Source organism: Anaerocolumna aminovalerica (genome assembly GCF_900115365.1).
GTDB lineage: Bacteria > Bacillota > Clostridia > Lachnospirales > Lachnospiraceae > Anaerocolumna > Anaerocolumna aminovalerica.
In genome coordinates this window covers 4,048-18,992 of sequence record NZ_FOWD01000005.1, presented here as the reverse complement: position 1 = coordinate 18,992, position 14,945 = coordinate 4,048, and the positions used below count along the sequence as shown (strand labels likewise).

The following is a 14,945-nucleotide window of genomic DNA, read 5'->3' as shown; positions in this document are numbered from 1 at the left end:
ATTATATGAAATATAATTTTAGGATATGACTATCTTTATCAGGCTTTAAAAGGAGATTAATATGAGATTCAGAAAGTTAGTATTGTGTATGGGTGTAGGAATTTTATTATGTGCATTTCCTAGTATCAGCACATATGCAACAGAAGAAGTAACCGTTAATACAGAACAAGTAGAAGCGACTGAGACAGAGGTAATAGATACAACAGAAGCAGCAAAAGTAATTGAAGCAGCAAATGTTGTTGCACCCGTAACAGAAGAAGATGCATCAAAAACAGAAGAGGCTGCTCAGGAACAAACAGAAGAAGATAATAAAGAAACAAATAATATAGAAAAAAAATCAGAAGACAAAGAAGCTAAGGAAGTAAAAAAAGCCAAAGCAGAAGATTCTGATAAAAAAGCAGAAGTTAAAGCAAAAGAAAAAAAGGCGGAGAAAAAAGAAGAGAAAAAGAAAAAATATTCTGAAGCAGATCTTAGATTATTATCCGCTATCATATATTGCGAAGCAGGAAGTGAATCCTATAAAGGAAAAGTAGCAGTTGGTATTGTAATTATGAATCGTGTAAAATCTGGTTCATTTCCTGATACAGTTAAGGGAGTTGTATATCAAAGCTATCAATTCAGCCCTGTAAGAAATGGTTCACTGGATAGAGCGTTAGATCAATACGATAAGGGCAGATTTACATCAGAAGATGAAAAAGAATGCATACAGGCTGCTAAAGAAGTATTAAGCGGAAAAACAACCATTACCTTAGATGGTAAGGAAAAAGATTTTAGTAAGTATTTATTTTTCAGCGGAAGATTAAAGGGTCATACTCTTACAATAGGAAATCATCAATTTAAATAAGTATAATAGGTTGTTGTAAAACTGTCATTTTGAGCCGTTTAGGCGAAGAATTTCACTGAGAATGTGAGATTGTTCGGGAGAATTCAGCAAAGCTGAATTTGAACTCTCAGAATGGCAGTTTATTATTTTATTAAGGATCTAGTAAAGCGAAATTATGTTTGAAGGTTGTAAGAATTTTATAATTTCAACCTATGAAAGGAGCATTTATTAATGATAAATACAATTATTTTAGATATTGGACAAGTTATGGCACATTTTCGTTGGAAAGAATACTTAACAGATTGCGGGTATGATGAGGAAACTATAAAAAGGGTAAGTAAAGCGACGGTATTAAGTAAAGAGTGGGGTGAAGAGGATAGAGGGATCTTAAGTGATGAGGAACTTATCGCCGCATTTATTGCCAATGATCCAGGTGTTGCTGAGGAAATCAGAAAATTAAAAGGAAGCCCTGAAAAGCTTGTGATGGAATATGATTATTCTGCAGACTTTGTAAAAAAACTTAAGGCAAATGGTTATAATGTATATCTGTTATCCAATTATGGAAAGACCAATTTTGCCTATGCCAGATCACATTTTAAATTCATACCCTATGTAGATGGGGGAGTAATTTCTTATGAAGTAAATCACATTAAGCCGGAACCCGAGATATACAGGGCGCTTATTGATAAATATCAATTTGATCCCAAGGAAGCGGTTTTCCTTGATGATTCCCTGGCAAATCTTGAGGGGGCAAAAACCTTTGGATTCCATACCATTCATTTTACAGAGTTTGATAAAGCAGTGGAAGAATTAAAAGCCCTTGGTGTTAATATCTAGACAGAAAGAAAGATTTCATTTAAAATAACATAATGTCTTAAATATTTAGACCAGGGAAGGAATAAGTCAAAAATGGAACGTGATGAAATTATAATTCGAAATGCTATCGTACATATATTGGATTCTACTTTAGGAATGCCGGTATTGTCCGATTATTTACTGGAAATGGGCCCGGATTTAAATGAATTTTTACGAGGCCATATTTACCGGATTGCTGTCAGCGATGATATGAAAAACTGTAATTTTAATAAAGAAGAGTCCTATGTATATAAATGTATTGAGAATTTTTCAGAAGATAACTTGATACCAATCAGCCAGGAAATTGCACAATACTTATACACCATTATGAATCAAAATATAGATATAACCCCTGCGGATTTATTGGTTGTAACTTATCAGGTCAATAGTACCATCCATTTAGCTCTGCTAAAAATGAATTACAAAGAAACCTATATTCATTATGCCCAAACAGTGGAAAGTGGTAACTATAACGATATTATTAAACAAAAGGTGACCCTGCCAAATGAATCTGCAAAACTGACGGAAGCAGTTCTAATTAATCTAAGTGATTATTCCATTCAGTTGGTGGAAAAGAAATATGAAGTGAATGGAGTGAAAACCAATTATTTATCCCAAGTTTTTTTGCAATGTCAAACTAAATTATCCCAAAAGGCTAAACTAAATATTATTACCAAAGCGGTAGACCAAATCAATCAAAAGTATTTTGAGGAAGATTTAGACAGACAGATGGAAACCAAAGCTGCCATTTATCAGGAATACGTGGATCAGGGATCTATTAACGTGGAAAGTATCAGTGAGAAACTCTTTCAGGATCAGATAGAATTAAAAGAAGAATTTACAGAGAAATTAGAAAAGTACAATTTGCATACAGAAGAAGTGAAACCTCAGAATAAACAAACCACTAAAAAGTTTGAAAAACAATTTTTAAAAACAGATACAGGAATTGAGATTAATATACCTATGGAGCAATACAACGATAACAGTGTTGAATTCATTAATAATCCGGATGGAACTATTTCTGTCCTTATTAAAAATATTAATCATATATCATCAAAATAGTGGAAACGTATTATTACAGCGGATTTCTTATTGGGAAATAATCCTTGTCTAACTTATTATATTCATATATAATGGTGTTAAATCTAATCAGTTTGTATGCCCTATGAATAGGTTGGAAGTCTGGCTCTCGATTATGTAAGATTCTACTGGTAACATAGAGAATGGAGTGATTCATATGAAGAAAAGAAAATATACGATATTATTTATATGTATAATAACAGCTTGTGTTGCTTTGGCAGCATGCGGAAGGAAGAGAGAAGGGGATAATACAGGGGAGTTAACGAACACACCCAGTCCTACACCTACACCAACCCTTACCCCCACACCAACTGTAACACCAACTATTACGCCTACACCGGAAGAACCGGATTATATTAGTGAAGCAGACGCCATTAAGAATATCCAAAATATAATCGGTGAGCGGGGTTATACCATTGAATTATTGGAGGATAACTTAATGGTAGAAGGGAAGCAATATTATAAATTCCAGATAAGTGATAGTTCAGCCGTTATAGATCCAGATGTTATTGTTGATAAAGTAAAGGGTGAGATATTTTGTTATTATAAGGATGGAACGGTAAATCCTTTTGATGAACATCCTTTATTCGCCCAGCCAACTAAGGCTCCTGATGAGACAAATCAAAAATTTACCAAGGAAGATGCTCTTGCCAAATTAAGTGAAGTTCCTGCAGAAATACTTAATCTACCGGTGGCTTTATCCCAATATACCATTATTTATGATGATTGGACAACCATGGTAAATGGAGTTGAATGCTATGGAATTAATGCATTTGCTGAAGTAAAAGACAATAAAAGAGTAAATATGGGTGTGTATTATGTAGCTGTAGATGGAAGCGCAATGTTTCAATTTGATAGTTTAAGTGACGATTTTGTAGAAATCAAATAAAATAAGGGCTGTTGCAAAAAGTAATGGAGATACCGGATATAAGGATTAGGCGATTTTATATCCGTAAAGAAAAATTCATTTTGCAGCAGCCCTTATAACATTATTTAAAGTGTTGAATGTCTGAAATATATCTATTTTTTCTAAAAAGCTTGATTCAGATCATTGATAATATCATCAATATGTTCCGTACCGATAGAAAGACGGATAGTATTGGGTTTGATTCCAGAAGTAAATAATTCTTCTTCTGACATTTGAGAATGTGTAGTACTTGCAGGATGAATGACTAAAGACTTAACATCCGCTACATTAGCCAGTAAAGAGAATATCTCCAGTTTATCGATGAATTCTTTTGCCTCCTTAGCACCGCCCTTGATTTCAAAGGTGAAAATAGAACCACCCCCTTTAGGGAAATACCGGTTATATAACTGGTGGTATGGATTATCCGGTAGAGATGGATGATTCACTTTTTCTACCTGAGGATGATTGTTTAAATACTCTACGACTTTTAGAGCATTTTCCACATGTCGTTCAACACGTAATGAAAGAGTCTCTAATCCCTGTAAAAAAAGGAAGGAATTAAAGGGACTTATAGTGGAACCGGTGTCTCTCATTAACGTTACGCGGATTTTTACAATATAAGCGGCTGCACCTAATGCTTCTGTAAAACTAATACCGTGATAACTTGGATTAGGTTCTGTGAGAGATGGGAATTTACCGGATGCAGCCCAGTCAAATTTACCGGAATCAATAATAACCCCACCGATTGAGGTGCCATGTCCCCCTATGAACTTTGTGGCAGAGTGAACAACAATGTCAGCACCGTGTTCAAAAGGACGAAGTAAATATGGAGTAGCAAAGGTGTTATCAACTATAAGTGGTATTCTGTTTTTATGAGCAATTTCTGCAACTGTTTCCATATCAATTATACTTGAATTGGGATTTCCAAGGCTTTCTATAAAGATAGCTTTTGTATTGGGCTGTATTGCCCTTTCAAAACTTCCTTCTTCATCCGGATTTACAAAGGTAGTAGTAATCCCAAAATCAGTGAAGGTATGGGCAAACAGATTGTAAGTCCCTCCATAAATTGTATTTGCAGAAACAATATGATCCCCGGCATGAGCAATATTTTGTATTGCATATGTAACGGCTGCTGCCCCGGAGGAAGTAGCAAGAGCAGCAATACCTCCTTCCAATGCGGCTATTCTTTGCTCAAACACATCGGAAGTAGGATTCATAAGACGAGTATAGATATTACCGCCTTCTGTTAAACCAAAACGGCCTTCTGCCTGAGCTGAATTTGCAAAAACATAAGAGGAAGTTTGATAAATAGGTACACAACGGGCATCTGTTGCAGAGTCCGGTTTTTCCTGACCGGCATGAAGCTGAAGTGTTTCGAACTTAAGATTTCTTTTTTCCGCCATAAATAAATACTCCTTTCAAAATACACAGTATATATACTGCATTCATATTGTAATACTATGATTTAGGTAAATTATAGGAAGTATAATCTATAAATATAAAAAAGTCAATAATTAAATTAAAAAGCCAAAATAGAAACCAAATATTAAAAAACCAAATGGAAACAAAGAGTAAAAATAAAACACCATTAGATTGATAACGAATAATCTAATGGTGTATAGTTGTTTCAAAAGAGAGTACTGCAAATGTTTATAAAGATTTTTACATCCTTTCAGCTTACATGACAGGCATTGGTTTTTATATAATGTAATCATTGCCTAATAAGCTATTATGATGGTCCACCAAATCTGCGAGCGTGATATTATCTATTACCTGATCAATTGCATCATTAAGCTTTTCCCAAACCATAAGGGTGGCACATTGATTGGCACGGTTACATTGGTTTGGAGAATCATCCAGACAGCTGACAGGAGTAAGGTTACCTTCGATTAATCGAAGAATCATTCCCACTGTATATTCTTCCGGTGCCATAGCCAATCGGTAACCCCCTTGGGCACCACGGGTACTTTTAACATAACCTGCTTTACTAAGCTGGGTAATAATCTGCTCTAAATACTTATCTGATATTTCTTGTCTGGCTGCAATACTCTTAATAGTAATATATTCACCTGTATTGTTTACAGCTAAATCTAACATTAAACGCAGTGCATAACGTCCCTTTGTTGATATTTTCATAAGAGCCTCCTTATATATTACGTTGTCAGCGGAGGATTTTATCCGCCGGTAATACTTCTATACAATATAATACCATAGGGAATAGTATGATTTCAAGTGTTTTAGAAATTGTAACAATAAAAAGGATAATATTTACTAATTTTAGACATTTTTATAAAGTAATCTTCGTCCAATTTCCTCTGGAGAAACGAATAAAATTCGCAGTAAACCGAAATGCCTGGTCTATAAATAAAGCAATCCAGGCCCCTTGTAATCCTAAGCCCACAGGAAAAGCTAAAAACCATGTAAGGGTTGGGCGAATTATCATAATGCTGATCAATGAAACAATTGCTACAAAAACAGTATCTCCAGCACCTCTTAGGCAGCCTGAAAATATAACCTGTGAAGTTTGGAAGTGGGTGGTAAAAGCAATAATGATTAAAATAGTAGAACCAAGTGCAAGTACTTCAGGAGTATCACTGTATAAGGAAACTAAAAAGAATCTTCCAAATATAAAGACTGCAAAAAGAATGGAAGAAACAATAAAGGCCAGGCGTTGACCTGTCTTTCCATAAACTATTGATAAATCCGGACGGTTGGCCCCTAAATTCTGTCCTACTAATGAGGAAGCCGCAATTGCAAATCCATCACCGAAACAGAAGGATAAATTCAGGATATTCATACAGATAAGATGGGTGGCATATGGCATTTGACCAAGCCTTGCAACAATAACCGAATAAGCCATGAATCCAATTCTCATAAAAACCTGTTCCACAAAAGCACTGCCGCTTACCCGGACTATTGGGGTGATGATTGTATTGGTAATCTTCCAGCTGGCTTTATACCGAAGACTTAAGAAAGCATCTTTACTAAACAGGGTAAATATAGAGATAAGACAGGCTGCAATGGTACCCAACAGGGTAGCTATAGCAGCACCTTTTACTTCCAGTCTTGGAAATCCGAATTTACCATTAATCAGCAGGTAATTAAATATAATATTAATTACATTTGCAACAACATTTGTTCTCATGGAGATTTGTGTTTTACCGCTACCCCTTTGGGCTGCATTAATGGTGAGGTTTAAGGCGGTAAAGAATATGCTTACCATAATAACTCTATGATAATCCAATGCATCGGACATATAGGAAGCTTCTGCACCGGCAAATTCCAGTATGGGTTTTGCATATATGTATCCCAGCAAAGACATAATAAGAGAAATACAAGAACTTAATATAATACCAATCCGCAGAGTATGATTAGCTCCTTCTCTGTCCTTCTGGCCTTTTCTGCGGGCAACAATTGCTGTAATACCAACATTCAATGAAAAGACCATGGATAACAAGATGAATTTTGGCTGATTGGTTATGCCAACTGCGGCAATAGCGCCATCTCCCAAGCCACCAACCATGATAGTATCTACGGAACTTACCAAGGCTACCAATAAAGCTTCTAAGGCAGATGGCCATGCAACCTTAATGAAATTTTTGTAAACAGTTTTACTTTGGGGAATGGAGCCAACAATTTGCTCCGGTTTTAACATACTTTTTACTGAAAATATGTTAGTTAATTGTTTTGTCATTTTTATAACCTTCATCCTTATGTAATAGTAATATCTTAGAAAAAGAACCTTAGAATTGGTACCACCTCTAAAAAAGGGCACACAAACTAGTATACCAACTATAAATATTATTTCAATGGGCTTTTTGAATGGTTTATGAATTATTAAACAAAAATGAAAAAAATAAGAAAAAGGCTTGACAAAAATAAGCTTCATAAATATAATGATTAAGTACCTGTTAAGTACAGTGTGTATGGGATCTTAGCTCAGCTGGGAGAGCATCTGCCTTACAAGCAGAGGGTCACAGGTTCGAGCCCTGTAGGTCCCATTTAAACAAAATATATTTAAATATGGCGAAGTAGCTCAGTTGGCTAGAGCATGCGGTTCATACCCGCAGTGTCGGCGGTTCAAATCCGTTCTTCGCTACTTTACAGATTGTCTTAGGACAATCTTTTTTTTATGGAAAAAACAAATGTTAAATAATTGTATAAGTTTTAATATGGAATAATGTAAAATATTAGTTAATGATAAATTTTACTATCATATATAGGTTATTATGTTATATAATAGTTAAGAGTCCATGTTTAACGGGTACTCGATTAAGAACAAATACATTAATTATCTTTACGGTTTAATTTTAAATATACTGGGAAGTACAGAAAATATAGAAAGAAAGGATGTCGTAGTATCATAACTGCAAACAGTTATGATATGCAATGGGTATAGATATGAGAATTGGACAGGGATACGATGTACACCGTTTGGTTGAAGGCCGTCCATTGATAGTGGGAGGCGTTAATATTTCATATGAGAAAGGTTTATTAGGACATTCTGATGCAGATGTTCTGTTACATGCAATTATGGACAGCTTATTAGGAGCAGCAGCTTTGGGGGATATAGGAAGACACTTTCCCGATACTGAGGAAGAATACAAAGGAATCTCCAGTATGGAACTATTAAAGAGAGTTGGTAAGTTATTGGAAGACCATTTTTATTTTATAGAAAATATTGATGCTACCATAGTAGCCCAGAAACCTAAGATGGCGCCGTATATACCGGAGATGGTTTCTAATATAGCCCAAGCATTAAATATTAAGGAAAATCAAATTAATGTAAAGGCTACCACAGAAGAAGGGCTTGGTTTTACCGGCGAAGAAATGGGAATTTCAGCGAAGTCAGTATGCTTATTAATATCGGTAGAGAATTTCAGCTATTACGATTCTGGTGAGGAAACCGGCGGGGCAAGAAATTGCAGCTCCTGTTCAGGCTGCACGGGATGTCCTAAAAAATAAGTTATTAATTACTGGACAGAGGAGTATTTACGGCCTTTGAGAATCATAATAATTTAATAAGAATTATGACTCTTGTATACGAGATTGAGAAAGGATTAGTATACTTATGAATATTACTTTATATGATAATATAAATGAGATACATGGAGATGAAAAAAAGGATCGTGCCAAAGAAGAAATTTATGGTCTTTGGCAGGAGTGTTTTGGGGATTCTAAGGAGTATACGGACTTTTACTTTAAGTGGAAAGTAAAAGATAATCGTATTTTAACCATTTATAAAGAAGAAACCCTTTGCTCTATGCTGCATTTAAATCCTTATCTGCTTTCCTTAAGAGGTGGGCAGATTCCTGCTAACTATATAGTTGGAGTTGCTACCAAAAAAGAAGAACGCAGACAGGGACTTATGAAAATCCTTTTAGAAAAAGCCCTTCATGACATGTATCTGGAGAAAATGCCATTTACCTATCTAATGCCTGCAGCAGAGACTATTTATTCACCCTATGATTTTCGCGTGGTATATGAACAGGAACCTTGGAATGAAATTATGAAAGCAGTGACACAGGATGTAAAAGAGAAGAATAGAACAGGTTATAAAAATATAACTGTGAAACCTTTAGATCCGGAAGAAAAAGACAGCGTTAAAAATCTAACTGCCTTTTGCAATGATCAGCTTTCAAAAAACTATGACATATATGTACATCGGACACCTTATTATTATGAAAGACTGATCCAGGAAATGAAAAGCGGCTATGGTGAAGTTTTGGTTTGTTATAGGGAAGATCAAATCCTGGGCTGTCTTTCTTATATGGCAGAAGATGCAATTTATATTACGGAAATGATAACTAATCCAAAGGATAAAGAAGTTTTAGAAGCATTTGCAGTGTATTTTAATGAGAATATCCATAAAGGGATGTATGAAAATAAGGAGCAAAAAACTACAGCCATTATGGCGAGAATAGTAGATTTTAAAGCCTTTGTTAAAGATATTTCTGCAACAGAAGAGATAGGAATAGTTATGAAAGTGACGGATACTATTTTGGATGAGAATAACGGTATCTATCAATTAAAGTTTACACAAAAAGGATGCCATATTTCAGAAACCACACAAGAACCGGATATAACCTTGGATATAGCAGAGGCAGCAGAACTATTCTTTGGCAGATTCCAAAGGGATAAATTTATAAATTCAGGTAACATAGGAACGGCTGTTCGCAGGGAAGAAGTTCTTGATAAATTAGATAAAATAAATAGCTATTCCAAAGTATTTATCAATGATGTTGTATAATATACTATATAAATACCGAAAAACTGTTTCAGGATGATACAGCACTTGGATAAAAGCAATGTAGATGTGTTGACAAATGGAGATATTTTGCATACAATATGAAATAAAATATTATATAAAAAAGCGTTGAGCAGAAGAGTAGTTTATAGGAAGGCAACAGAGAGAGAATGTCATCGGCTGAAAGCATTCTTAACCGGAATATAAATGAAGTGCATCTGGGAGCTGATTAAGTGAACCAAGTAGCTTGATCCGGGGCAGCCGTTACCTGTGGAAAGATTATACAGAACAATTTGTTCTGTATAAAATAGAGTGGAACCGCGGATAAACTTCGTCTCTTATTTGAGACGAAGTTTTTTTTACTGTTAATATTCATATCATATGTATGAGTCTGTTAAAAATGGATATGAAATTTGTATGAAATATGTAATGGAGGTTGAAATAATGGGTTTTATAAGATATATTAAAGAAGAAATGCAAATCATAAAAGAACGTGATCCGGCAATAAAAACTCCTTTAGAAGTATTTTTGTATCCAAGTTTTAAAGCTATTATAAGATATCGCATTGCCCATAAACTATATTTAAAAAAGCACTATTTTTTAGCAAGATGGTATTCTCAAAGAACGGCAAGAAAAACCGGAATTGAGATTCATCCTGGTGCTACCATCGGCAAGGGATTATTTATAGATCATGGCATTGGGGTAATTATTGGAGAAACTACAATAATTGGTGATAATGTAACCTTATATCAGGGTGTAACTTTAGGCGGTACCGGAAAAGAGAGCGGAAAGCGGCATCCTACCATAGGAAATAATGTTATGGTCAGTGCAGGTGCTAAAATATTAGGCTCCTTTACTGTTGGTGAAAACTCCAAGATAGGTGCCGGATCGGTAGTATTATCTGAAGTCCCACCCAACTCTACTGTAGTTGGTGTTCCGGGAAGAGTAGTGAAACGGGATAATATAAAGATTCCAAGAGAAGATATGGATCATATACATTTACCGGATCCTGTATTTAATGATATTTCAAAATTACAGGCTGATAATGTTAAGTTAATGGAAGAATTGAAGAAAATATCAAAGAAGTTAAAACAGTTGGAGAAACAAGTAAGTAAATAGTAAAAAATTAAAAAGAAAAACAGCTCTAAGGGTAAAAAGTATGGATATATGAACAAAAGAGTAGTTAATATATTTACAAAATGGTAATGTCTTATGTAAAATTAAATTGAGAATATATAGTTTTAAATATATCCATGAATAAGAACGAAAGGACAGAACATAGGAATTTCTGTAAAGAGGTAAATTATGAAGATATACAATACGCTTACAAAGAAAAAAGAAGAGTTTGTACCTATTGAAGAAGGAAAGGTTCGTATGTATGTATGCGGTCCTACTGTATACAATTATATTCATATCGGAAATGCCAGACCGATTATTGTATTTGATACAGTAAGAAGATACTTTGAATATAAAGGATATGAAGTGAACTTTGTATCCAACTTTACGGATGTAGATGACAAAATTATTAAGAAAGCAAATGAAGAAGGCGTTACTGCCCAGGAGGTATCAGAGCGTTACATTAAGGAATTCAAAAAAGATACGGAAGGACTTAATGTAAAACCTGCTACTTATAATCCTAAGGCAACAGAAGAAATCAGCAGCATGATAGACATGATTTCCACCCTAATTGAAAAAGGTCATGCCTATGAGAAAAATGGCACCGTATATTTTAAAACAAGAAGCTTTAAAGAATATGGCAAGCTATCTAAGAAAAACATAGATGATCTGGAAGCCGGAAGCAGAATCGCAATAAGTGAAGAAAAAGAGGATCCAATGGATTTTGTATTATGGAAGCCAAAGAAAGAAGGAGAACCTTCCTGGCCTTCTCCATGGAGTGACGGAAGACCAGGCTGGCATATTGAGTGTTCCGTTATGAGTAACAAATACTTGGGAGAACAAATCGACATTCATGCAGGAGGAGAAGATTTAATATTTCCTCATCATGAAAATGAAATTGCACAAAGCGAATGCTGCAATGACAAAGAATTTGCCAGGTACTGGATGCATAATGGTTTCCTGAATATTGATAATAAGAAAATGTCCAAATCTGACGGTAATTTCTTTACTGTCAGAGAAATAAGTGAGCAATACTCATTACAAGTATTACGTTTCTTTATGTTAAATGCTCATTACAGAAGTCCTATTAATTTTAGTAAAGACTTAATGGAAGCTGCTAAGAACAGTCTGGAACGTATTACAACTGCTACGTATAATCTGGAGTTTTTGTTAGAATCAGCAAAAGATATAGAAATGACAGAAGAAGAGCGATCCATTATGGCAGAGATACAGGAATTAACGAGGAAATATGAAGCTGCTATGGAGGATGATTTTAATACAGCAGATGCAATAGCTGCTATATTTGAAATTGTAAAAGTTGCGAATTCCAAAACATCTTCTGATAACTCCAGGGAATTCATTAGTAAAGTTTTAGAACATATCGTTAAATTATGCGGTATTTTAGGAATCAAAGCAAAAAAAGAAGAAGAATTGTTAGATGAAACTATCGATCAATTAATTCAGGAAAGACAGGATGCCAGAAAAAATAAAAACTTTGCAAGAGCAGATGAAATAAGAAATCTTTTGATAGAAAAAGGTATCGTTCTTGAAGATACAAGAGAAGGGGTAAGATGGAGAAGGAGCTAGGCGGTAACGGACAAAAAGAAAATTCGGAGGATAGCTGTAATGTGATGAATTTCATCAAATCTTACATGAACCTGCCTGAAACGGATATAAGAACCTATTCTCCTTTAACTCTAGCATTTATCGGCGACGTTGTTTATGATTTGATTATACGGACCATTGTTGTTGAAAAAGGCAATGCGCCGGTAAATAAATTACACAAAAAAGTCAGTAGTCTGGTAAAGGCTCCTGCCCAAATGGAATTTTTCCACAAGATTGAGGGAGAGCTGACAGAGGAAGAACTGGGAATATATAAAAGAGGTAGAAATGCGAAATCCTTTACCTCTGCTAAGAATGCAAGCATTACAGAATATAGAACTGCAACCGGATTGGAAGCATTGATAGGATATTTATATCTGACCGATCAATTTCCAAGGATTCTGGAATTGGTAAAACTAGGGCTGGATGAATAGCCGCGAAAGGAACTAAATTTATGAGATACGAAGAATTTACTATAGAAGGTCGTAATGCAGTACTGGAAGCCTTTCGATCTGGAAAAACCATAGACAAGCTTTTTATATTAGATGGATGCCAGGACGGACCAATTAAGTCCATCACCAGAGAAGCCAAAAAGGGTGATACCCTTATTACCTTTGTAAAAAAGGAGAGGCTGGATCAATTATCACAGACCGGTAAACATCAGGGTGTTATTGCATTTGCGGCAGCCTACGAATATGCAGAAGTAGAGGACATGTTAAAGGCAGCAGAAGAAAAAGGAGAACCTCCATTTTTGATCTTGCTGGACAGCATTGAAGATCCACACAATCTAGGAGCCATCCTGCGAACTGCAAATCAGGCAGGTGCTCATGGAATCATCATTCCCAAAAGAAGAGCCGTAGGCTTAACGGCAACGGTAGCTAAAACCTCTGCAGGTGCTATTAATTATACTCCTGTAGCAAAAGTAACTAATCTGGCTGCAACCATGGAAGAACTAAAAGAAAAGGGATTATGGTTTGTGTGCGCAGACATGGACGGTGAAACCATGTATAATCTTGATTTAAGGGGACCAATTGGCCTTGTAGTGGGCAGTGAAGGGGAAGGGGTAGGAAGATTAATTAAAGAAAAATGCGATTTTGTTGCAAAGATTCCTATGTTCGGTAACATCGATTCCCTGAATGCATCAGTTGCCATGGGTATTTTATCTTATGAAATAGTAAGACAAAGACTGAGTAAATAAAGGTTTATTGAATTAATATAAATAACAAAGGATGATTTCATATTGGCTAAAGAATTTCTTTTAGTAGACGGTTATAATATAATATTTGCATGGCCAGAATTACGGGAAATATCCAAATACGACTTAGAATCGGCAAGAGTAAAACTTGCCGATATTCTATGTAATTACCAAGGATTTCGAAAGAACGAGGTGATTTTGGTATTTGACGGATATAAATCAAAAGGCAATCCAGGCAGTGTGATTCATTACAATAATATTGACATTGTATATACCAAGGAAGCTCAAACGGCAGACCAGTTCATTGAAGCCGTATCCTGGCAAATGGGTAAAGATTTTCAAATCCGTGTAGCCACTTCTGATGCTACTGAGCAAATGATTATCCTGGCCGGAGGTGCTGCAAGAATGAGTGCAAGGGAATTAAAAAGAGAAATTGAAGCAGCTGATAAAGAAATTAAAGAAACTTACCACAAGAAGAAAGATAATAGCAGAAACCGCTTAATGGACAATCTGTCCCCTGAAATGGCGGAACTGCTGGAGAAGATGAGGCTGGATGACAGGAATTAAGGACTGTAATAAATATGTCATTTTCAAAGTAAAATCAGCATAGTAAATTTTAAGTCAGGAGTCTTTTTATGAGAATAAGATTTTCTGAATGTTTAATTTGACTATGCTGATTTTATTGTTATAAAAGATGACTTATTTAATACATGATTGATAATTTGAAAGACACTTGATTTTTAATATTGGCACTTCTTTTAAAAGATAAATATATTTCGGACTTTAATTAATTTTCTTATTATTACTATATTATAATCATATGAAAAATATAAAAATATAAAAAAGAGATATATGATTTGCAAAAATTTATTTTATATCTTAATATATCTTTATGTATAATTAAAAATCCTTGCAGTCAAGAAGACGCAAGGATAGAAATCTACAGCCCTGTTACTGTTAATATAGATTCGCTATTTATAAACAGCAAGTGAAAAAATCGAAATGGCAAGATTTGAACGAATTCAAATCTGCTATGCAGCCCCTGACAGAAATATCTTTATTATAAAAAATCGAGGCGACAAGATTTGAACGAGTTCAAATCTGCTATGTAGCCCCTGAC

The 14,945-nt window shown here is 35.0% G+C and carries 14 protein-coding genes, 2 tRNA genes and 1 other annotated feature; of the genes, 13 read left to right on the top strand and 3 right to left on the bottom strand.

Going from position 1 to position 14,945, the window contains the following annotated elements; translation table 11 throughout:
• Positions 1-61 precede the first annotated feature (61 nt).
• From BM183_RS20480 to BM183_RS04175, 4 genes are all read left to right on the top strand, one after another.
• On the top strand, positions 62-844 hold the full coding sequence (locus BM183_RS20480; RefSeq protein WP_139221478.1) for a cell wall hydrolase: 783 nt from the start codon (positions 62-64) through the stop codon (positions 842-844).
• Positions 845-1,054: 210 nt separating this feature from the next.
• Positions 1,055-1,660, top strand: a complete 606-nt coding sequence (locus BM183_RS04185) for an HAD family hydrolase (protein ID WP_091684648.1) — start codon at positions 1,055-1,057, stop codon at positions 1,658-1,660.
• Between the two features lie 72 nt (positions 1,661-1,732).
• The gene (locus BM183_RS04180; protein WP_091684647.1) at positions 1,733-2,740 is read left to right on the top strand and encodes a nucleoid-associated protein; all 1,008 of its coding nucleotides are present in this window, start codon (positions 1,733-1,735) and stop codon (positions 2,738-2,740) included.
• A gap of 175 nt (positions 2,741-2,915) precedes the next feature.
• Entirely contained in the window at positions 2,916-3,647 is a 732-nt protein-coding gene (locus tag BM183_RS04175; protein WP_091684645.1) for a hypothetical protein, read from the top strand.
• Between the two features lie 140 nt (positions 3,648-3,787).
• Here the strand turns inward: BM183_RS04175 and BM183_RS04170 are convergent, their stop codons facing one another.
• The 3 genes from BM183_RS04170 to BM183_RS04160 form a co-directional block, all read right to left on the bottom strand.
• A complete protein-coding gene (locus BM183_RS04170) occupies positions 3,788-5,068 on the bottom strand; it encodes an O-acetylhomoserine aminocarboxypropyltransferase/cysteine synthase family protein (RefSeq protein ID WP_091684644.1) in 1,281 nt (426 codons plus the stop codon).
• Positions 5,069-5,363: 295 nt separating this feature from the next.
• Positions 5,364-5,801, bottom strand: coding sequence for an RrF2 family transcriptional regulator (locus tag BM183_RS04165; RefSeq protein WP_091684642.1), 438 nt, complete (start codon positions 5,799-5,801; stop codon positions 5,364-5,366).
• Between the two features lie 151 nt (positions 5,802-5,952).
• Positions 5,953-7,359, bottom strand: a complete 1,407-nt coding sequence (locus BM183_RS04160; protein ID WP_091684640.1) for an MATE family efflux transporter — start codon at positions 7,357-7,359, stop codon at positions 5,953-5,955.
• Positions 7,360-7,593: 234 nt separating this feature from the next.
• On the opposite strand from BM183_RS04160, the gene BM183_RS04155 reads away from it, so the two are divergent.
• The 9 genes from BM183_RS04155 (at position 7,594) to BM183_RS04115 (ending at position 14,392) form a co-directional block, all read left to right on the top strand.
• Positions 7,594-7,666: transfer RNA gene (locus tag BM183_RS04155), tRNA-Val, on the top strand.
• Positions 7,667-7,690: 24 nt separating this feature from the next.
• Positions 7,691-7,764: transfer RNA gene (locus BM183_RS04150), tRNA-Met, on the top strand.
• Between the two features lie 302 nt (positions 7,765-8,066).
• Positions 8,067-8,630 (top strand): 2-C-methyl-D-erythritol 2,4-cyclodiphosphate synthase, encoded by a 564-nt coding sequence (ispF, locus tag BM183_RS04145; protein ID WP_091684639.1) that lies wholly within the window; start codon positions 8,067-8,069, stop codon positions 8,628-8,630.
• Positions 8,631-8,736: 106 nt separating this feature from the next.
• On the top strand, positions 8,737-9,915 hold the full coding sequence (locus BM183_RS04140; RefSeq protein ID WP_091684637.1) for a GNAT family N-acetyltransferase: 1,179 nt from the start codon (positions 8,737-8,739) through the stop codon (positions 9,913-9,915).
• A gap of 117 nt (positions 9,916-10,032) precedes the next feature.
• Positions 10,033-10,254: a binding site (T-box leader), on the top strand.
• Between the two features lie 102 nt (positions 10,255-10,356).
• Positions 10,357-11,031 carry a serine O-acetyltransferase EpsC gene (gene epsC, locus BM183_RS04135; protein WP_091684635.1) on the top strand — a complete coding sequence of 225 codons (675 nt, stop codon included), beginning with the start codon at positions 10,357-10,359 and terminating at the stop codon, positions 11,029-11,031.
• A 186-nt stretch (positions 11,032-11,217) separates the two neighbouring features.
• Positions 11,218-12,615, top strand: coding sequence for a cysteine--tRNA ligase (gene cysS, locus BM183_RS04130; protein ID WP_091684634.1), 1,398 nt, complete (start codon positions 11,218-11,220; stop codon positions 12,613-12,615).
• 44 nt (positions 12,616-12,659) lie between these two features.
• Complete coding sequence (locus BM183_RS04125) at positions 12,660-13,064, top strand: Mini-ribonuclease 3 (protein ID WP_091684843.1); 405 nt, start codon at positions 12,660-12,662, stop codon at positions 13,062-13,064.
• A gap of 20 nt (positions 13,065-13,084) precedes the next feature.
• Positions 13,085-13,828 (top strand): 23S rRNA (guanosine(2251)-2'-O)-methyltransferase RlmB, encoded by a 744-nt coding sequence (gene rlmB / locus BM183_RS04120; RefSeq protein ID WP_091684632.1) that lies wholly within the window; start codon positions 13,085-13,087, stop codon positions 13,826-13,828.
• A 42-nt stretch (positions 13,829-13,870) separates the two neighbouring features.
• On the top strand, positions 13,871-14,392 hold the full coding sequence (locus BM183_RS04115) for an NYN domain-containing protein (RefSeq protein WP_091684631.1): 522 nt from the start codon (positions 13,871-13,873) through the stop codon (positions 14,390-14,392).
• Positions 14,393-14,945: the final 553 nt, after the last annotated feature.